General features: G+C 51.7%; 16 protein-coding genes and 3 tRNA genes. 6 read left to right on the forward strand and 13 right to left on the reverse strand.

Annotation, left to right across the window (positions count from 1 at the left end; genetic code table 11):
- Positions 1 to 85: 85 nt before the first annotated feature.
- The 8 genes from hupB to WKR14_RS13200 all read right to left on the reverse strand — a co-directional run bounded on the left by hupB (position 86) and on the right by WKR14_RS13200 (position 7028).
- Entirely contained in the window at positions 86 to 358 is a 273-nt protein-coding gene (hupB, locus tag WKR14_RS13165; protein ID WP_025010704.1) for a nucleoid-associated protein HU-beta, read from the reverse strand.
- A 257-nt stretch (positions 359 to 615) separates the two neighbouring features.
- Positions 616 to 2973 (reverse strand): endopeptidase La, encoded by a 2358-nt coding sequence (lon, locus tag WKR14_RS13170; RefSeq protein WP_101053360.1) that lies wholly within the window; start codon positions 2971 to 2973, stop codon positions 616 to 618.
- Positions 2974 to 3102: 129 nt separating this feature from the next.
- On the reverse strand, positions 3103 to 4383 hold the full coding sequence (gene clpX / locus WKR14_RS13175) for an ATP-dependent protease ATP-binding subunit ClpX (RefSeq protein WP_039033888.1): 1281 nt from the start codon (positions 4381 to 4383) through the stop codon (positions 3103 to 3105).
- 88 nt (positions 4384 to 4471) lie between these two features.
- Positions 4472 to 5080: an ATP-dependent Clp endopeptidase proteolytic subunit ClpP gene (gene clpP / locus WKR14_RS13180; protein WP_039033912.1), complete on the reverse strand. Its 609-nt coding sequence runs from the start codon at positions 5078 to 5080 to the stop codon at positions 4472 to 4474.
- A gap of 91 nt (positions 5081 to 5171) precedes the next feature.
- Positions 5172 to 6476: a trigger factor gene (gene tig, locus WKR14_RS13185; RefSeq protein WP_101053358.1), complete on the reverse strand. Its 1305-nt coding sequence runs from the start codon at positions 6474 to 6476 to the stop codon at positions 5172 to 5174.
- Positions 6477 to 6722: 246 nt separating this feature from the next.
- Positions 6723 to 6798 (reverse strand) — tRNA-His (locus tag WKR14_RS13190).
- A gap of 9 nt (positions 6799 to 6807) precedes the next feature.
- Positions 6808 to 6884, reverse strand: a tRNA-Arg gene (locus tag WKR14_RS13195).
- 67 nt (positions 6885 to 6951) lie between these two features.
- Positions 6952 to 7028, reverse strand: a tRNA-Pro gene (locus tag WKR14_RS13200).
- A gap of 238 nt (positions 7029 to 7266) precedes the next feature.
- Here WKR14_RS13200 and folD point away from each other — a divergent pair.
- On the forward strand, positions 7267 to 8121 hold the full coding sequence (folD, locus tag WKR14_RS13205; protein ID WP_129978938.1) for a bifunctional methylenetetrahydrofolate dehydrogenase/methenyltetrahydrofolate cyclohydrolase FolD: 855 nt from the start codon (positions 7267 to 7269) through the stop codon (positions 8119 to 8121).
- Positions 8122 to 8244: 123 nt separating this feature from the next.
- Here folD and cysS read toward each other — a convergent pair whose 3' ends face one another.
- Complete coding sequence (cysS, locus tag WKR14_RS13210; protein ID WP_339086442.1) at positions 8245 to 9624, reverse strand: cysteine--tRNA ligase; 1380 nt, start codon at positions 9622 to 9624, stop codon at positions 8245 to 8247.
- A 144-nt stretch (positions 9625 to 9768) separates the two neighbouring features.
- Here cysS and WKR14_RS13215 point away from each other — a divergent pair, with 144 nt between their 5' ends.
- Positions 9769 to 10263, forward strand: a complete 495-nt coding sequence (locus tag WKR14_RS13215; protein ID WP_039033884.1) for a peptidylprolyl isomerase — start codon at positions 9769 to 9771, stop codon at positions 10261 to 10263.
- A gap of 10 nt (positions 10264 to 10273) precedes the next feature.
- Positions 10274 to 10990 (forward strand): UDP-2,3-diacylglucosamine diphosphatase, encoded by a 717-nt coding sequence (locus WKR14_RS13220; protein WP_165565288.1) that lies wholly within the window; start codon positions 10274 to 10276, stop codon positions 10988 to 10990.
- A 149-nt stretch (positions 10991 to 11139) separates the two neighbouring features.
- Here WKR14_RS13220 and miaE read toward each other — a convergent pair whose 3' ends face one another.
- Positions 11140 to 11904 (reverse strand): tRNA isopentenyl-2-thiomethyl-A-37 hydroxylase MiaE, encoded by a 765-nt coding sequence (miaE, locus tag WKR14_RS13225; protein ID WP_165565289.1) that lies wholly within the window; start codon positions 11902 to 11904, stop codon positions 11140 to 11142.
- Between the two features lie 187 nt (positions 11905 to 12091).
- Between miaE and WKR14_RS13230 the strand changes: the two genes are divergently transcribed.
- Positions 12092 to 12688 (forward strand): Yip1 family protein, encoded by a 597-nt coding sequence (locus tag WKR14_RS13230; RefSeq protein ID WP_039033881.1) that lies wholly within the window; start codon positions 12092 to 12094, stop codon positions 12686 to 12688.
- Between the two features lie 63 nt (positions 12689 to 12751).
- Here the strand turns inward: WKR14_RS13230 and glnS are convergent, their stop codons facing one another.
- The 3 genes from glnS to WKR14_RS13245 form a co-directional block, all read right to left on the reverse strand.
- Positions 12752 to 14422 carry a glutamine--tRNA ligase gene (glnS, locus tag WKR14_RS13235; RefSeq protein ID WP_208149297.1) on the reverse strand — a complete coding sequence of 557 codons (1671 nt, stop codon included), beginning with the start codon at positions 14420 to 14422 and terminating at the stop codon, positions 12752 to 12754.
- Between the two features lie 162 nt (positions 14423 to 14584).
- The gene (feoB, locus tag WKR14_RS13240; RefSeq protein WP_339086446.1) at positions 14585 to 16879 is read right to left on the reverse strand and encodes a Fe(2+) transporter permease subunit FeoB; all 2295 of its coding nucleotides are present in this window, start codon (positions 16877 to 16879) and stop codon (positions 14585 to 14587) included.
- Positions 16872 to 17111 carry a FeoA family protein gene (locus tag WKR14_RS13245; RefSeq protein ID WP_039033911.1) on the reverse strand — a complete coding sequence of 80 codons (240 nt, stop codon included), beginning with the start codon at positions 17109 to 17111 and terminating at the stop codon, positions 16872 to 16874. Before WKR14_RS13245 ends, feoB begins: the two co-directional genes overlap by 8 nt.
- Positions 17112 to 17539: 428 nt before the next feature.
- On the opposite strand from WKR14_RS13245, the gene WKR14_RS13250 reads away from it, so the two are divergent.
- Together WKR14_RS13250 and WKR14_RS13255 are read left to right on the forward strand one after the other, a co-directional pair.
- Positions 17540 to 18523, forward strand: a complete 984-nt coding sequence (locus WKR14_RS13250) for a DmsE family decaheme c-type cytochrome (RefSeq protein WP_101053344.1) — start codon at positions 17540 to 17542, stop codon at positions 18521 to 18523.
- A gap of 10 nt (positions 18524 to 18533) precedes the next feature.
- Complete coding sequence (locus WKR14_RS13255; protein ID WP_339086448.1) at positions 18534 to 20645, forward strand: MtrB/PioB family decaheme-associated outer membrane protein; 2112 nt, start codon at positions 18534 to 18536, stop codon at positions 20643 to 20645.
- The last annotated feature ends 3 nt before the right edge of the window (positions 20646 to 20648 follow it).

A 20648-nucleotide genomic window follows, 5' to 3' on the forward strand; every position in this document is an offset into this window, starting at 1 on the left:
GCTAATCCGGCGCTTCCCAATCCGTAAAAAGCACTGCCTGGCAGTGCTTAATCTTTACGAAAGCCTACAAAGGCTACGATGTTAATTAGTTAACAGCGTCTTTAAGAGCTTTACCTGCTTTGAATGCAGGGATCTTAGCTGCAGCGATTTTGATCTCTTTCCCGGTCTGTGGGTTACGACCAGTACGCTCAGCGCGCTCACGCACTTCAAAAGTACCGAAACCAACAAGAGAAATTTTGTCGCCTTCTTTCAGACCATCAGTCACAGCTGCGATGAAAGAGTCCAGTGCGCGGCCGGCAGCGGCTTTAGAAATGTCAGCACCAGAAGCGATTTTCTCGATTAGTTCAGATTTGTTCATGTCATCCCCTTGAATGTAGTTTTCGCGCCGCAACCAAATCCTTCTCTAGAGCGGTCTGCGGAGGCTTTTATAACAAGCTTGATACCAAAGTTCAAGCTCAGTTGGAAAACCAAAGAATTTAAATTGGATACAGCTCAAAGCCAGTTGCCCCAAGGGCTTGGCACAACTGGCTCTCCACAGACCTAGGCTACCACAGGTCTGGGTTTTGTTAAGCCCCTTTTTTCATTTTTTTTAGTGGCATAGGACATTTTCTTGCGTTAGCCCAAATTTTTAACCACTTCAAAGCCTTCGACTGGTCGCTCAAGCGCCAATTGCAGCACTTCGTCTATCCAACGAACCGGACGAATTTCCAAGTCTGCCACTACGTTAGCCGGAATTTCTTCCAGATCCCGTTCGTTTTCCTTGGGTATCAACACCAGCTTAATGCCACCGCGGTGGGCCGCCAGCAGTTTTTCTTTCAGGCCACCGATTGGCAGCACCTCGCCTCTCAGGGTAATTTCACCTGTCATGGCGACTTCACCCTTGACCGGGTTACCTGTCAGGCTGGAAACCAGCGCGGTACACATGGCGGCACCGGCAGATGGACCATCTTTCGGGGTTGCCCCTTCGGGTACGTGCACATGGATATCACGCTTCTCGTAGAAGTCAGGGTTGATCCCCAACTGCTCGGCGCGCGCCCGAACCACAGTCATAGCGGCCTGGATAGACTCCTGCATCACATCACCCAAAGAGCCTGTATAGGTGAGCTTACCCTTACCGGCCACAGATGTGGCTTCTATAGTCAGTAAATCGCCGCCTACTTCGGTCCAGGCCAAACCTGTCACCTGGCCAATCTGGTTCTTGGACTCGGCCTTACCATAGTCAAAGCGCTGTACCCCGAGGAAAGACTTGAGGTTGTCCTGATTGACATCCACATGCTTGGTATCTTTCTCCAGCATGATCTGTTTGACCACTTTACGGCAAATCTTTGACAGCTCACGTTCCAGCGCCCGCACCCCGGCTTCACGGGTGTAGTAGCGGATCACCCCGAGAATAGCGCTGTCATCGATAGTGATTTCAGTCTTCTTCAGGCCGTTACGTTCAATCTGCTTCGGCAACAAGTGCTGCTTGGCAATATTGAGTTTCTCATCTTCCGTGTAACCGCTCAGACGAATAACTTCCATCCGATCCAACAAGGGGCCCGGGATGTTCATCGAGTTGGAGGTGGCCACAAACATCACATCGGACAGATCGTAATCCACTTCCAGGTAGTGATCGTTAAAGGTGGCGTTCTGCTCGGGATCCAACACCTCCAGCAATGCCGAGGCCGGATCGCCGCGCATGTCCGAGCTCATCTTGTCGATTTCATCGAGCAAAAACAGCGGGTTTTTCACCCCGACTTTGGCCATCTTCTGGATAATCTTGCCCGGCATAGAACCTATATAGGTACGGCGGTGACCGCGGATTTCCGCCTCATCACGCACGCCGCCCAATGCGACCCGCACATATTTACGACCGGTCGCTTTGGCAATAGATTGCCCCAGGGATGTCTTACCTACCCCTGGCGGGCCAACCAGACACAGGATAGGCCCCTTAAGCTGTTTCACCCGGCTCTGTACTGCCAGATACTCAAGGATCCGCTCTTTAACCTTCTCCAGGCCATAGTGATCTGTATCCAGCACCTGTTCGGCCTTGGAGAGGTCACGCTTAATCTTGGAGCGCTGTTTCCAGGGCACTGAGGTCATCCAGTCAACATAGCTGCGTACCACAGTGGCTTCGGCCGACATCGGAGACATCATTCTCAGCTTGTTGAGTTCAGCAGACGCCTTCTCTTTGGCTTCTTCCGGCATGCCGGCTTCTTCAATCTTACGGCCAAGGCTTTCAAATTCATCATGGCCCTCGTCAAGATCGCCAAGCTCCTTCTGGATAGCCTTCATCTGTTCGTTGAGATAATACTCACGCTGGCTCTTTTCCATCTGCTTCTTGACCCGAGAGCGGATACGTTTTTCTACCTGCAGCAGGTCGATTTCCGCTTCCATCATGGCCATCAGATATTCGAGTCTTTCACCGACCTTGACCATCTCCAGTACAGACTGCTTGTCTGCCAGCTTAAGCGGCATATGCGCCGCCATGGTATCGGCCAGTCTGTCGGCCTCTTCAATACCAGAGAGTGAGGTGAGTACCTCGGGCGGAATTTTCTTGTTCAGCTTGATATAGCCTTCAAACTGACTGATAGCGCTGCGAACCAGCACCTCTTCTTCCTTGTCATCCAGCGCTTCAGACTCCAGGTAGTGTGCGGTGGCAACAAAGAACTCTTCTTCCTGGGTATAACGTTCTATGCGGGCGCGCTTGCCGCCTTCGACCAATACCTTGACTGTGCCATCGGGCAGCTTCAGCAGCTGCAAAATGGAAGCGACTGTACCTACGTCGAAAATATCGTCTATGCCAGGCTCGTCCAGATCCGCATCCCGCTGCGCCACAAGAATGATCTGTTTATCCTGCGCCATGGCAGTTTCCAAACAACGGATGGACTTTTCACGTCCTACGAATAACGGAATTACCATATGGGGATAGACCACCACGTCTCTCAGTGGCAGCACGGGCAATTCGATTCGCGCTTCACGCTCTAGGGTCATAGTTCGATTCCGTTTCAGTTAAAGATTACATTGAGTATATTGGGACGCTTTCCCGGCTTTCAATGGTAAAGATAAAAAAAGGAGCCCCAGTGGACTCCTTAATTTTCAACCTGATAGCTTATTGCTCAGTTATTGGTCACCGGCAGCAGCCTGGGAGTCATTATTCTCATAAATAAGAATAGGCGCTGACTCACCTTTCACCACAGACTCATCAATAACCACCTTGACCACGTTATCCATGGACGGCAGGTCATACATGGTATCCAGCAGTATCGCCTCAACGATGGAGCGCAGACCGCGGGCACCTGTCTTACGGGACATGGCTTTTTGTGCTATCGCCTTGAGGGCGTCATCGCGAAACTCGAGTTCGACATTCTCCATCTCGAACAAAGTGGCAAACTGCTTGGTGATGGCGTTTTTGGGCTCGGACAGGATCTGCACCAGCGCCGCTTCATCCAGTTCACCCAAGGTCGCAACCACAGGTAAACGCCCGATAAACTCAGGAATAAGGCCATACTTGACCAGGTCTTCCGGCTCAACCTGCAGCAGAGTATCTGTGATGGTGGCCTTTTCAGCCTGACCTTTAACCTGAGCGCCAAAACCTATACCGCTGCCCACATGGGAGCGCTGCTCAATCACCTTCTCAAGGCCGGCAAAGGCACCACCACAAATAAAGAGTATCTTGGAGGTATCAACCTGCAGGAACTCCTGTTGTGGGTGTTTACGACCGCCCTGAGGAGGCACAGCGGCAACAGTGCCTTCAATCAGTTTCAGCAGTGCCTGCTGCACCCCTTCACCGGACACGTCCCGGGTGATGGAAGGGTTATCTGACTTACGGCTGATTTTGTCAATCTCATCGATATAGACAATACCACGCTGCGCCTTGTCAACATCATAGTCGCACTTCTGCAGCAGCTTCTGAATGATATTTTCAACGTCTTCCCCCACATAGCCGGCTTCGGTCAATGTGGTGGCATCCGCCATGGTAAAAGGCACATTCAGGAACCGCGCCAGGGTCTCTGCCAGCAAGGTTTTACCACTACCAGTTGGGCCGATAAGCAGAATATTACTCTTGCCAAGCTCCACACCATCTTTGGGGGCGCTGTTTTTCAGGCGTTTGTAGTGGTTATAAACCGCTACAGACAACACCTTCTTGGCCTGCTCCTGGCCGATAACATAATCATCCAAATGAGCGCGCAGTTCATGGGGAGTCGGCAGCTTGTCCTGATCCCGATTGGGCGAAATCTCTTTTATCTCTTCGCGAATGATGTCGTTACACAACTCAACACATTCGTCGCATACATACACAGATGGCCCGGCGATCAGTTTGCGAACTTCATGCTGGCTTTTTCCGCAGAAAGAGCAATACAGCAATTTGCCGCTATCACCGTTGCCTTTGTTGTCACCCATTACTCTACCTCTTTTGCAGTCTGCTCTACTGCCATACACTTAAGCGTCTTCAATCTGAGCATAGCCCAGCCATAAGCAAAAATCAGCCTTAACGTTTGGTCAGAACCGAATCCACCAAACCGTATTCCATGGCCTGAGAAGCACTCATAAAGTTATCTCGGTCGGTATCCCGCTCGATGATTTCCAATGGTTGACCTGTGTGCTCGGCCAACATCTGGTTCAGCTTCTGTTTAATCCCCAGGATCTCTTGGGCATGGATAGCGATATCCGATGCCTGGCCCTGGAAACCACCCAAAGGCTGATGGATCATCACCCGCGAGTTCGGCAAACAGTGACGCTTACCCTTGGCACCACCGGCCAACAGGAAGGCGCCCATACTGGCCGCTTGCCCGATACATACAGTGCTGACATCCGGCTTAATAAACTGCATGGTGTCATAAATAGCCATACCAGCAGTGACAGAGCCGCCTGGTGAGTTGATATAAAGAGAGATCTCTTTATCCGGGTTTTCTGATTCCAAAAACAGCAACTGTGCCACGATCAAGTTGGCCATGTGCTCTTCAACCTGACCAACCAGGAAGATCACCCGCTCTTTCAACAGACGTGAATAGATATCGTAAGAGCGTTCTCCCTTGGCGGTTTGCTCAACCACCATAGGAACGAGTGCATTAAGTACTGATTCTGGCGCGTTATGCATCATTAACTTTCCCTAAATAAAAAACGGCCCGCATGAGGGACCTCATACGAGCCATTATAAATGGCGAACAACCAAGCAAGTCAAGCTTAGGTTATGCGCGGCCGGTAGCCTTGTTCATAAATTCTTCAAAAGCGACATCTTTCTTAGTCACTTTGGCTGATTTCAGAACCGCTTCAACAGCTTGCTCTTCCAGAGCCAGGTTGCGCATGTTCTGCATCAACTCTTCGTTACCGTTGTAGTATTCGATCACTTCTTTTGGATCTTCGTAAGCAGAAGCCATGGAAGCAATCAATGCCTGTACGCGCTCTTCTTCGGCTTTCAGCTCGTTGGACTTAATCACTTCGCCCAGCAGCAGACCGACTTTAACACGGCGCTCGGCTTGTTCGGTGAACAGCTCGGCTGGCAGCTCAGGCATGTTGGCACCTTGACCACCGAAACGCTGCATGGCTTGGCGACGCAGTACGTCAACTTCACCGTCGATCAGCGCTTTTGGCAGTTCGATTTCGTTGGCAGCCAGCAGGCCTTCAAGAACTTGTTCTTTCACATTGGCTTTCAGAGCTTGTTCCAGCTCGCGGCCCATGTTCTTGCTGATCTCAGCTTTCAGAGCATCGATGCCGCCATCGGTGATACCGAACAGCTTGGCGAACTCGTCGTTAACTTCAGGCAGGTTGGCGCCCTTGACTTCTTTCACTGTGATAGCGAACTTGGCGGCTTTGCCTTTCAAGTTTTCAGCGTGGTATTCCTCAGGGAAAGTCACGTCAATGTCGAACTCTTCACCGGCTTTGTGGCCTTTAACGCCTTCTTCAAAACCAGGGATCATGCGACCGCTGCCCAGTTGCAGTTCGAAGTCTTCGGCCTTGCCACCTTCAAACTCTTCACCGTCAACGCTACCAACAAAGTTGATAACCACTTTGTCGCCGTCTTCGGCAGCGCGCTCAACCGCTTCGTAAGTCGCGTGTTGCTTGCGCAGAGTTTCGATCATGTTATCAACGTCGGCTTGTTGTACTTCGGCAACAGGCTGCTCAACTTCGATACCGTCCAGGCCTTTGATTTCAACTTCTGGATAAATTTCAAAGGTCGCAGTGAACTCAAACTTTTCGGCGTCAGTGGCACCTGGGGTAAAGGTAGGAGCACCGGCAGGGTTCAACTTCTCGGCAATGATGGCCTCAATGAAGTTGCGCTGCATTACTTCACCGGTAATGTCTTGGCGAATCGCTTTGCCATAACGCTTTTCAATCACGCTTGCTGGGACTTTACCTGGACGGAAACCTGGGATACGGGCACGCTTGGCTTCGCGTTGCAGGCTGTCTTTAACCAGTTGTTCGATCTGCTCTGCAGGAACAGAGATGGTCAGGCGACGCTCCAGGCCTTGGGTTGTTTCAACAGAAACTTGCATTGTTTTACCTCGAAATGTGTCTAACGTCCTTTGCAATAGCCGATTGTTTCAACTATTCAGGTATTCGTTTCTTGATCTTTAACTTGACTTAAATGCCCATCAGAAGTGAATTCCGGCACCGGTCGCACATTGTTGATTGTTATCAAGACGCAGCATTATATCGACCGTTCTTAGTGGAGTCGAGCCTCAATGCCACAGAAAAGGGCATAAAAAAAGCGACCTAAGGTCGCTTTTTTTAATAAAGAGTGGGGTGACTGATGGGGCTCGAACCCACGACAACTGGAATCACAATCCAGGGCTCTACCAACTGAGCTACAATCACCACCGAAAGTGGTACGCCCGGCAGGATTCGAACCTGCGACCATCCGCTTAGAAGGCGGATGCTCTATCCAACTGAGCTACGGGCGCAGGACCTGCAAATTCAATTTGCATCCTAAGCGGTACTGACAATGCTATCCACACTGCCCTTGAAATCTGGTCGGTGATAGAGGATTCGAACCTCTGACCCTCTGCTCCCAAAGCAGATGCGCTACCAGGCTGCGCTAATCACCGAAAATTTTCTCCAAGCGCGGTTACAACCGGCTCGCCTCGAGAACGGAGCGCATCTTAGCCCCTCACCCGACAAGCGTCAACGATTTTTTTAAGCGCTTTATCTGCTTGGCGAAATTACGTGCTGCTTTAACGAAATTCTGTGTTCTGGACCCGGTTTGTCCATGACACTCCCAAGCCTCACTGGTAAAATGGCGCCGTTTTCAACATCATCGCGCCATACAAAGGATATCCTACACCCATGACAGCCCAACTAATAGATGGCAAAGCGATTGCGCAATCCATAAGACAACAGCTAAAGCAAAAAGTCGCTGCACGTCAAGCAGCGGGACAACGTATCCCAGGCTTGGCTGTTATTCTGGTGGGTGCTGATCCTGCCTCTCAGGTCTATGTCGGCAGCAAGCGTAAAGCCTGTGAAGAAGTGGGGTTCATCTCCCGCTCCTATGATCTGCCGGATTCCACCAGTGAAGAAGAACTGCTGGCCCTGATAGATTCACTCAATGAAGATGCCGCCATTGATGGCATTCTGGTGCAGCTGCCGCTGCCGGAACATATTAAAGAATCCAAGGTCATTGAGCGGATCCGTCCCGACAAAGATGTCGACGGTTTCCATCCTTATAATGTCGGCCGTCTGGCCCAACGGATCCCGGTACTGCGCTCTTGCACTCCCATGGGGATCATGACCCTTATCAAGTCTACCGGTATCGATACTTATGGTCTGGATGCGGTTGTGGTGGGCGCCTCCAATATTGTGGGCCGTCCCATGACTCTGGAGCTCTTACTGGCAGGCTGCACCACCACCACTTGTCACAGATTCACCAAAGATCTCGAGGATAAGGTCAGCCGCGCCGATCTTCTGGTGGTTGCCGTCGGCAAACCCGGCTTTATCCCCGGTAGCTGGATCAAACCAGGCGCCATAGTCATAGATGTGGGCATTAACCGTCTCGACAGTGGCCGTTTAGTGGGCGATGTTGACTTTGATCTTGCCTGTGAGCGCGCCAGCCACATCACCCCGGTTCCCGGTGGCGTGGGTCCAATGACCATAGCCAGCTTGCTGGAAAACACCCTGTTTGCCGCAGAGCAATATCACGACTGAAAGCAAACTTCCGAGCTGCATCTTGATTGAAGCCAACCTCAGTTTGGTTTTCAATTTCAAGCGATAAAAAAACGCCGACTTCAACAGCCGGCGTTTTTGTTTGCGTTATTATTTCGATGAGGGTTACTTCTTGCGCCAGCTGGTACCCTGTGGGCCATCTTCCAGCACCACCCCCAGCTCATTCAATCTATTACGGGCAACATCTGCTGCCGGCCAATCCTTCTCGGCGCGGGCACGGTTACGCTCGGCAATAAGCGCTTCGATTTCAGCCACCTCATCGTCGCTGCCCTCGCCTTTGAAGAAGGCTTCAGGTGTTGAGCTGACAATCCCCAAAACATCCGCCAGTTGTTTCAGTAACACGCCAAGGGCCGAAGCTGCCGCCATATCCACGCTCTTGAGGCGGTTGATTTCACGCACCATCTCAAACAGCACTGAGTAGGCTTCGGGGGTGTTGAAGTCATCATCCATCGCCGCCTTGAAGCGCTCAACATACTCTTCGGCAGGCGCAGCAGTGACACTCAGGTCAAGATCTTTAAGCGCAGTATAAATTCGCTCAAGCGCGGCTCTGGCCTGCTTGAGGTTGTCTTCCGAATAGTTCAGTTGGCTGCGGTAGTGGCCGGACAACAGGAAGTAGCGTACGGTTTCGGCATCATAATGCGCCAACACATCGCGAATGGTGAAGAAGTTACCCAGCGACTTGGACATCTTCTCTTTGTCGACCATCACCATGCCGGTATGCATCCAGTAGTTCACATAAGGCGTGTCGTGGGCGCAGCAAGACTGGGCGATTTCATTTTCATGATGCGGGAACTGCAGATCGCTGCCACCGCCATGGATATCGAAATGCAACCCCAGGTGTTTGCTGTTCATAGCAGAGCACTCAATGTGCCAACCGGGACGACCCGGGCCCCAAGGTGAATCCCAGGTAGGTTCACCGGGCTTGGACATCTTCCATAGCACAAAGTCCATGGGATCGCGCTTGTGTTCGTCCACCTCGACCCGGGCACCGGCCTGCAACTGCTCCAGGTTCTGCCCGGAAAGCTTGCCGTATTCAGGGAAAGAAGCAACGCTGAAAAGTACATCGCCATCATCGGCTACATAGGCATGACCACGGGCGATCAGCGCCTCAACCATGTCGATAATCTCGGCAATATGCAGAGTCGCCCTTGGCTCCATATCGGGGCGCAGCATGTTCAGAGCATCAAAATCTTGATGCATCTGACCGATAAGACGCTCAGTGAGGCTATCGCAGCTTTCGCCATTTTCATTGGCGCGCTTGATGATTTTGTCATCCACGTCTGTGATGTTGCGCAGGAAGTTAACCTGGTAACCCGCGTAACGCAGGTAGCGCACTATCATGTCAAAGGAAACAAAGGTCCGGCCATGACCGATATGACACAAGTCGTATATGGTGACACCACACACATACATACCCACTTTACCTGGGTTAATCGGTTTAAATTCCTCTTTTTGGCGGCTCAGACTGTTGTATATCTTCAACATCGACTTTCTCTTCAACAATATAGGATTAGTGGGTAAAACGAATCTGGCAGTTTAGCATTGCCACAAGCTCTTGAATACTGCCCTTTATAGCCGGAGTCGGATAAGTTAGAATCCGCCAACAAAATTTATCCTGAGGATCCAATCATGATTACATTGCACACCAACCACGGCGACATCAAACTGGCGCTGGATAGTGAAAAAGCCCCTCTGACCGCGGCCAACTTTATCAAGTATGCCCAGGAAGGCTTCTATGACGGCACTATCTTCCACCGCGTTATCGATGGTTTTATGGTTCAGGGTGGCGGCTTTACCGAGCAGATGTCACAGAAACCTACCAATGCCCCTGTGCGTAACGAAGCCAACAACGGCCTGTCAAACAAGACAGGTACCATAGCCATGGCCCGCACTTCCGATCCTCATTCCGCCACCGCGCAGTTCTTTATCAATGTCAACGACAACACCTTCCTGGATTTCAAAAACGAATCCATCCAAGGCTGGGGTTACTGTGTATTCGGTGAAGTGGTAGAAGGTATGGACGTGGTCAATGCTATCAAAGGCGTGAGCACGGGCAACCGCGGCATGCACCAGGATGTGCCTCTGGAAGCTGTGATCATCGAGAAAGTGACCATAGCAGACTGATAACTTCTGAATGCGCACTCTCTTTATCGGCGATCTGCACCTCAGTGCCGATCGCCAAGATATCCTCAACGCCTTCTATCTATTCCTCGATACCGGTCTTGAACAGGTCGATGCACTCTATATTTTGGGAGATCTGTTTGAGGTTTGGGTCAGTGATGATTTGGCCGAGCCCTTTGCCCTGGCGCTGGCCGAGCGGCTCTATGAAGTCAGCCGCAGCCTGCCGGTGTACTTTATCCACGGCAACCGCGACTTTATGCTGGGGAAAGACTATGCAGCCAAAGCGGGAATAACCTTACTGCCCGAGGTGTATCGACTGGATCTCTATGGTCACAAGACAGTGCTGCTGCATGGCGACAGCCTCTGCACTCTGGACAAGGCCTACCAGCGTTTTCGGCGGTTTCGCAATATGGCATTGCCCCGCTGGATATACCGCCATTTGCCGAAAAAGACCCGCAGCAATATTGCCACCAAGCTCAGGCAAAACAGCCAGATGCAGAATCAGCTGAAGAGCGTTGAAATAATGGATGTTGAGCCGAGCGCGGTGGAAGAACTGTTTGCCGACACAGGAGCCGAGTTGATGATCCACGGTCACACCCATAGACCGGATATCCATCAATTGGCCGGTAATAAGCAGCGCTTGGTGGTGGGAGACTGGTATGAGCAGGGCAGTGTCTTAAGCATCAGTGCCGATAACATAGCACTGACCAGCCTGCCTTTCATAGAATAAAGCCAGTAGACTCGGATTTTATCTGTTTGGCTTGGTCGGCTCGCGTTAAATCTATCCAGCCCTGATAACCTATAAAACCCTTCCAATCCATCAGATGCCGACCCTGTCGGCATCTGCATTGACCTAGTATTGGCTCAACATCGAGTAGTTTAAAGCGACGCGCCGCTGTGAAACCTGAATTCGTCATCCGGCGCTAGAATAAGCTCGGCTTCCACCTCAGCAAAATAAGCCACTCTGGCGCTGATATCCTCGCCGGCAATCGCCTCGGCCAATGAAAGATAATCCTGATAGTGGCGCGCTTCAGAACGCAGCAGTGAAATATAGAAACGTTTAAGCTCATCATCGAGCCAAGGCGCCAGCTTGGCGAAACGTTCACAGGAGCGGGCCTCGATAAAGGCGCCCACTATGAGTTTATCTATCAGAGTCGCAGGCTCATGGGTGCGAACATGCTTCATCATCCCCTTGGCATAACGGCCGGCGCGGATGTTGCTGTATGGGATATTGCGCGCCAACATCAGCTCCAGCACCTGTTCAAAGTGATGGAACTCCTCTTTGATAAGGCGGATCATCTTGGCGATAAGTTCAGGGCCATGGGGGAACCCCGCCCTGGGCGTCAACTCACCAATCAACTCGTTCTTCTTCACCTCTCTGGCCAGAAAAGCCGCCATATCCCTGTCGTTTCGATAAACAAACTCTTCGTAGGGCCTGGCCCAGGTTAGCAACTGCTCGCCACTTTGTTTGTCCACCGCATACTTGCGTACCAAAAACATCGCCGTCTGCGCCGCCTTAAGCTCACAATTACAGTGATCTATCAGCAATTCGGCCAGTCTATGCTCCTCTTTGGCAGCCGCTATCCAGCTGTCCGGGGTTTCACAGGCCAAGAATTCTTTTACAGGGGCGAGTAACTGCTGCATTGAGGTCAAGCTTCCACAAGAGTTTTCAAGGCCGCCAAGTCTACCAGCAAGCCAATGCTATGCCCACTGCCTCTCGGAGCACAAACTTGACGCCCCGCCGTTTTTGTTCAATAAATAGACTCAGAGCGGTAAAACGCTCGTCTGCAGTTTGGCGAGCAAAAGTCAAAGCGGAATAAGGATAATTATAATGGTATTGAATCACTTAATGGGGTTGTATACCCATCCCAAACAGGAATGGCAAACCATAGAACAAAACCATGAGGCACTTAAAAGCTGTCTCAGTCACCTGCTACTCATTGCGCTCATCCCTTCTATCTGCAGTTACATCGCCGCTGTGCACATCGGCTGGAACCCTGGTGCCGGCGAACCTCTTTTTCTAACGGCTCAAAGCGGCTTCTTTATGTGTGCCGGTATGTACTGTAGCCTGGTATTCGGCGTATTTGCCCTCGCCTATCTGGCCTATTGGATGGGTCAAACCTTTGATGCTCACCCGGACTTTACCCAGTGCCTGGAACTGGCGTCCTATACCGCCACGCCGCTGTTTATGGTGGGACTGGCGGCGCTCTATCCAGAGCTTTGGTTTATTATGGTGATAGGATTGATAGGGCTTAGCTACTCGGTATACCTGCTGTATACAGGAGTCCCTATCATAATGAACATTCCCGAAGAAAAAGGCTTTATCTATGCCAGCTCTGTGGTGACTGCAGGCTTGGTGCTTCTGGTCGCTCTGATGGCCGGTAGTGTGATCCTCTGGAGCATGGGACTCGGCCCAATACTGCAATAGTAAACGCGGCTAACATGAAAAAGGCGCTCAATGAGCGCCTTTTCTATCTGTATACCCGAAGCATTAAGCGAATGAATCTCTTAATGCCACAGTGCGGTTAAATACCAACTTATCTGGGCTTGAGTCCTTGCTGTCGGCGCAGAAGTAACCTTCACGCTCAAACTGATAAGCCTTTTCGGCCTCAGCTTGCACCAAACCGGCTTCAACCAGACCATGCTTAACCACCAAAGATTCCGGGTTCAGCACTTCGTCCACAGTTTCTGCCGCGGCAGGATTGGCATCGACGAACAAGCGATCATAGAGACGGAACTCGGCAGGCACAGCGCTGCTGGCTTCGACCCAGTGGATCACGCCCTTGACCTTGCGGCCATCGGCAGGGTTTTTACCCAGAGTCTCTGGGTCATAACTGCAGTAAATAGTGGTGACCTTACCGTCTGCGTCCTTGTCACAACGCTCGGCTTTGATCACATAAGCGTTGCGTAGGCGCACCTCTTTGCCCATCACCAAACGCTTGTAGTGCTTGTTGGCCTCTTCACGGAAGTCGGCCGCATCGATATAAAGCTCACGGCCAAAGGCCAGCTCACGATTACCCAGCTCTTCCTTATTGGGATGCACCGGTGCACTGACATGCTCCAACTGCCCTTCAGGATAGTTCTCGATGATCACCTTAACCGGGTCGATAACCGCCATGGCTCTCGGGGCGTTGTCATTGAGCTCTTCGCGAATACAGGCTTCGAGCATACCCACTTCCACCAGGTTATCCTGCTTGGTCACGCCGATGCGATCACAGAACTCACGGATGGAGGCCGGGGTATAACCGCGGCGACGCAAACCGGCGATAGTCGGCATGCGAGGATCATCCCAGCCATTGACCAACTGACGCACCACCAGCTCGTTGAGTTTACGCTTGGACATCAGGGTATATTCCAGATTCAGGCGTGAAAACTCATATTGACGGGTACGGTTGGGGATCTTGAAATCATCCAGATTATCCAACACCCAGTCATAGAGACGACGGTTATCCTGGAACTCCAGCGTACAAAGGCTGTGAGTGATATTTTCCAGCGCATCAGAGATACAGTGGGTAAAGTCGTACATGGGATAGATGCACCACTTATCACCCGTCTGATGGTGATGAGCGAATTTGATCCGGTAGATTACCGGGTCACGCATACACATGAAAGGTGATGCCATGTCTATCTTGGCCCGCAGTGAACACTCACCTTCTTTAAACTCACCGGCGCGCATCTTTTCAAACAGTGCCAGGTTTTCTTCAACGCTGGTGTCACGATAAGGGCTGTTCTTGCCCGGCTCTTTCAAAGTGCCGCGGTACTCGCGCATCTGCTCGCCATTGAGAAAACACACATAAGCCAGACCTTTTTTGATCAACTCAACAGCATAGCCGTAGAGGTTATCAAAGTAGTCTGAGGAGTAATGGATATCACCGGCCCACTGGAAGCCCAGCCATTGCACGTCCGCTTTAATGGAATTCACATAGTCGATATTTTCCTTTTCCGGATTGGTATCGTCAAAGCGCAGGTTGCACTGGCCCTGATAATCCCTGGCAATACCGAAATTCAAGCAGATAGATTTGGCATGACCTATGTGCAGGAAGCCATTAGGCTCTGGTGGGAAACGGGTGTGCACATTGGTGTGCTTACCGCTCGCCAAATCTTCATCTATGATATTGCGAATGAAGTTACTTGGACGTACTTCGGTGTCCACATGACTCATGAAATTCCTCTTTGCGAACAATGGCAGTCTAACGAAAAGAGGCATGATCCTACAGATCATGCCTGGTTACAATCCTTCTAGAATAAAAACTGCGGCGCGCTTCGTCAAACCCGGCGCCATGATCCAAAAAGCAGCCAAAATGGCTGCTTTTTATCTGCGACCTTACTCAGTCACTATCTTGATACCCGGAATAATCTCCTGGGTCTTGCGGCCTTTGCGCTTCAGCCACATATAGAAACTAATCAGGGCAAGTACAAAGAAGCTTATCCAGGCGGTGGACTGCAATGGATGCTCGGCAAAAGTCGCACCTTGATAGACCACAGTGGCACTACCGTAAGCCAGTGCAAAGGTCCAGGTCGCCGCGAAAGTAGCCCAGCGACTGCCAAACTCATTCACCAGTGCGCCCATAGCGGCCACACAAGGCGTGTAGAGCAGAATAAACAGCAGATAGGAGAAGGCAGCCAATTGTCCGCTGAACCCTGCCTGCAGAGCCCCGAATGTGGACTGATCAACCCCCTGCTCTTCTGCAGCCAGGTTTTTATCTTCAACATGGCCCACAGACAGCTTAAGCGGATCTTCCATCACTATGCCGAACAGGTTGGCCGGAATGGTCGCCAGCGCCTCGGAGAAGCTGTCCATCAATGGAGTAAGCTCGCCATCACCGCCATCAGCCGTGCTATACAGGCTATTGAGCGTACCCACTACCGCTTCTTTGGCGAAGATCCCTGTCACTATCCCAACCGTGGCCGGCCAGTTATCTTCCTCTATCCCCATGGGCGAAAACACCGGAGTGATCTTCTGACTGGCGACACTGAGCAAAGACTCCTGACTGTCTTCATGGCCAAAACTACCATCGACCCCTATGGCATTAATAAAGTTAAGCAGAGTCACTACCACTACAATGGTCTTGCCGGCACCGAGAATAAAGCTCTTGGTACGTTTACCTGTGCGGGAAGCCACAGCTTTTAGCTTGGGCATTTCATAGCTTGGCAGCTCCATCACTACGGCACTGCTGTTACCGGGCAGCAAGGTCTTGCGCAGCAGCAGGCCTGTGCCTATCGCAGCCAAAATACCTATGAGATAGAGACCGAACACCAGGTTCTGACCTGAATCAGGGAAAAAAGCCGCAGCAAACAAGGCGTATACCGGTAATCTGGCACCGCAGGACATAAAGGGTGCCATCATACCCGTGACGATACGTTCACGTTCACTACCCAGTGTGCGGGTCGCCATGATGGCAGGCACAGAGCAGCCGAAACCGACTATCATGGGCACAAAGGCCTTGCCGGGCAGGCCGATGCGGCGCATCAAACCGTCAACAACAAAGGCCGCACGGGCCATATAGCCAGAGCCTTCCAACACAGACAAAGCCAAAAACAGCGCCGCGATAACCGGAATAAAGGTCGATACCGTCTGAATACCCTGACCTATACCACCGGCCAGCAGAGTCACCAACCAGGCAGGAGCACCTATGTTGGTGAGAAAAGCACCGAAATGATCAACAAACAGTGCACCGGCACTGATATCGAAGAAGTCGATAAAGGCACTGCCCACGTTGATGGCAAACATGAACATCAGGTACATCACCAGCAAAAATACCGGAATACCCAATACAGGATGCAATACCAACTTATCGAGTCTGTCACTCAAGGTCAGTTGACCGTCGGCATTGACAGAACCCTTGTAAACGCGCTCGACAAAGTCAAAACGTGTGGTAGCGACCATGATCTCAATGTCTTTGCCTTCGAGTGTCAATTGTTCTGTCACTCTGGAGACTTGTTCATCGAGTAAATTGTTTTGACAGGAACCACAACCCAGACCATTAGCCAACATAGCCAAGGCTCGGCCCCGACTTAATTGACTGTCGCTACCCATAATGGCAGCGACACCGCTTTCAATCGTGGCATCATACTTAAGCATCAAAGGCGATTCTGAAACCCGCCCTTCCAGCAGTGCTATCACCTGCTCCTTGACCCGCTCGACGTCTTGGGCTTCTCTTGAAGTCACGCCTATCACGGGGCAACCCAATTCTCGACTCATGGCTTGAGTATCGACCCGAATGCCACGCTTGACCGCTGCATCCATTTTATTGAGTACCACAACCATGGGAATACCCAGCTCACGCAGCTGCACTGTCAGATACAGGTGACGTTCGATATTGGTGGCATCCACCAAGTTGATAATGCCATCTACTTTCTGGCTGGCCAGATACTGCTGGGCAATCTGCTCATCCAACGAGCAATCACAGTTGCTACCGGCGGGAAGAAGATCGTAAATGCCGGGTAAATCAGTGAGAAAGACATCATCGCCATTAAGCGAAAAGTGGCCGGTTTTCTTTTCAACTGTCACCCCTGACCAGTTACCCACCTGTTGATTGGCACCTGTGAGGGCATTGAACAATGTCGACTTACCGGCATTGGGGTTGCCGACAGTGACACAATGAAACTGCTTAGTCATTGGCCTTTTCCACCTCTATAATCTGTGCCAGATCCTGACGCATGCACAACTTACTGCCGCGGATGTCCAATTCCAACCCGGATCCCATGGGAGCTCGACGGATCAAAGAAAAACGGGTATTTGGGGTGATCCCCATGGACAGGAGCTTGCGTTTGACCACTGCAGGCAGATCCAGATGGCCAACTTCGGAAATCATGGCGCGATCACCGGGTTTCAATTCACTTAACTTCATTGCCTCTACCACTGAAAACAGCATGCAAGCATGCGGGTAATGATTCGATTTTACCTGAAACCGTCAAATAAGAACTTTATCTGGATCAAGCTTTTCAACTGGTAACGATAATAGTTTTCAATTGTGTTGGCTATTATGAGTCAAAAGCGCTCGGGAATAAACCGCTTAAGCTCAAATAACCCAAACTGAATCCGGTATTTTTCTGCTTCAGATCCCAATTTCAGCTTAAAGAGTGCCACAACAAAATGTGGCGCAGATCACACTTTGTTGTTTTCTTTTTTAAATCAGCCTTCTTTATTCATAAGCATCATTAAAAAGTTATCGCCTTGTCATTTTTTTGCTCTATTCTTTAACATTAGCAATTCAGTAAATTACTGAAGCATGCCCAATAACTATAAATCGGCAATGAACGCGCTCAGGATGGAATGATGAAAATGGATAACTCGAGTAAACCAAGCCTTTGGGGGTTGGGTTGTGCTCTCCCCTTATTGTTTTTGTTGGCCTTTGCAGCCAAAGCCACCCCATGGGACGACAAGGATCCGGCCGAAGTTGAAGCCATCCTGGATGCCAAGTTTGCTGAAGGAAAATACTCTCCCAAAGGGGCTGACAGCTGCCTGATGTGTCACAAAAAGAACCAGAAGGTGATGGCGCTTTTTGATGGTGTCCACGGCAATCCCAACGTCTCTCAGTCTCCGATGGCCGATCTGCAATGCGAAGCCTGCCACGGTCCTATGGGAAAACACAACCGCGGCGGCAAGGAACCGATGATCACCTTCGGTGCCGACTCGCCGATACCGGCAGACAAACAAAACAGCGTTTGCCTCAGTTGCCACCAGGATGAACAGCGTCTTGGCTGGAGTGCCAGCCACCACGACACCGCCGGAGTTGCCTGTGCCAGTTGCCACCAAGTGCACACAGGCCATGACCCCATCCAGAGCCGTGAAACCGAGGTCGCCGTTTGCAGCAGCTGTCACTCAGAGCAACGTGCCGACATCCACAAACGTTCCGCTCACCCGATACGCACAGAGCAGATGGTCTGCAGCGACTGCCACAATCCTCACGGCAGTCTTGGGGACGCCAGCCTGAAACAGATGACGGTCAACGAAAACTGTTACAGCTGCCACGCCGAAAAGCGCGGGCCCAAGCTATGGGAACACGCCCCGGTGACAGACAACTGCGCCAGCTGTCATAACCCTCATGGCAGTGTCAACGAAGCCATGTTGCTGGCCAAACCGCCTCAGTTGTGTCAGCAGTGCCATGCCTCCGATGGCCATGCAGCCAGAGCTTACTTCCCTGCCAATGAGCAAACCGGCTTGATGCCCAACGCCTATAACGCCGGCAACTCCTGCCTGAACTGCCACACCCAGGTGCATGGTTCCAACCATCCATCCGGCAAACTCTTGCAGCGATAAGGAGCAGAGTATGGTTATCGAGAAACAGACACAGATGAAGCTGTCACTGCTGACGCTCACCATAGCCTGTGCACTGCAACCGGCCTGGGCCGGTGGCTATTCGCTGCAACAGGCCAATCGCGCCGAGCTCAAGCAAGACAAGTGGAGTTGCGGCCAGTGCAAGTTGCCACAGGAAAGCCGCGGCACGCTTGAAGCCGGTGTGGCCTACAATGATGGCGGCAATGCGGTGTTTGCCAATAGTAGCGGCACAGACGCCGATGGCGCCACCGGGCACCTTGGCGGTGATGTCGTTTTTTACGGTGAGCGGGGTTACCGCACCCACATTGAAGCCGACAAATTGGGCTATGACACCGGCAGTGCCAGCCTGAGCATGGGAAGACCCGGCCAATTTGATATCCGTCTGGGTTATCGCGCCTTGGCCAACTTCGGCCCGGACAATGGCATGAGCCCCTATATCAATCAGGACAACAGGCTGATGTTGCCGGACAACTGGCAAGCGGCCGCCCTCACCTCGCAGATGCCAGGGCTTAATGACAGCCTGACAAGCCAGCGACTGGAAATGAAGCGGGATCGCTTCACCCTGGATGCCCATTACCTGGGCAGCTTTTATAAAGCGGGGCTCAATTACCGTCACGAGCAAAGGGATGGTACTCGCCAAACCAACGGCAACTTTCTAACCAACTCCATGGCATTGGCCACCCGAGTGGATGACAGCACCGACGAACTGGAAGCCAAACTCTATTTCAAAGGAAAGGGCTGGTTGGCCGGCTTCAATTCGACCCTGAGCCAATACAGTAACGACTATCAGGCACTCTATTGGGAAAACGCCTTCTTACCCACATTTGGCGCCGCCTATAATGGTCAACTCGCCGACAATCCGGACAACAAGGCATTGAGAGTCGGCGCCGATCTGCAGTTATCCGAGGCCGGACATCAAATATTAATGCACACGGCATTCACCCGCATGACTCAGGATCAGGCGCTGTTACCGGCCACCATCAATGGTCCTTCACCCCAGTTGCCCGCAATCGATGGCGACATGCAGGTCGACGTGCTGGAACTCAAACTCAAGTATGCCGCCCGCATCAGCAGAGGCTTGTCGGTTCGCGGTGGCTATGACTATCGCGACCGGGAAAACAAGACACAACTTAAAGACTGGCCGCAGGTGAGCAGTGACAGCTGGCACCAGGGCAGCGCCACGCCCGCGGCCTATGACCACACCCGCCAAAGAGCCGATATCGCCTTTAACTACCGTTTTACCCGTGCCCTGTCTCTTGACGCAGGTTACGAGTATGAACACCACAGCTATAGCGATCTGGCGCGCGAATCCCTGTTCCAATCCAGCGTGTTTGCCAAGCTGAACCTGCGTGCCAGCCGCGATTGGCAGTTGTGGTTCAAAGGTGAACTCAGTGAGCGCAGTGGCGGCAGTTATCAGGCCTCCGAGCTGAGCCAAAGCCCCAATAATCCATGGATGCGTCAGTATTGGCTGGCGGATCGCAAGCAAACCCTGTTGCGACTGCAAAACGATTACCGCTTCAGCGATGCCCTGTCGTTCAGCCTGGCGCTAAATCACAAAAAGCAAGACTATGATGAGACGCTTATCGGCCTGGATGAAGTCAGCAGTTGGGGCTATGGCCTCAGTGGCAACTATCAATTCTCAGCCCAATTTGGCCTCAATGCCTGGCTCAATCAGGACTGGCAGGATACAGATCAAACCGGCTCAGCCTCTTTCGGCCCCAGCGGTTGGTACAGCCGTGCCAGTGACAGCAGCACAGTCGCCGGGTTCGGCATCTACTATAACGAGTTGCTGGATAAACAACTGGATCTGGGCTTCGACTGGCAATACTCAAAAGGCGAAAGCGACACAGATGTCAGCCAGGGGCTCACACTGGATTACGGCGACTATTATTCACGCCGTCATACCTTCAACGCCTTTGCCAAGTATCACTTCAGCGACAAGATGGCATTGAGGCTGGATTGGATGTTTGAACACTATCAGGACAGTGACTGGCTCAATCAGGGATTAACCCCAGATAGCATCCCCAACGTGCTCAGCCTTGGAGATCTTGGCCAGGACTATAACGCCCACTATCTGGGGCTGACACTGAGTTACTCCCTATAAGAG

It is taken from the genome of Shewanella chilikensis (assembly GCF_037953065.1).
GTDB classification, from domain to species: Bacteria; Pseudomonadota; Gammaproteobacteria; order Enterobacterales; family Shewanellaceae; genus Shewanella; species Shewanella chilikensis.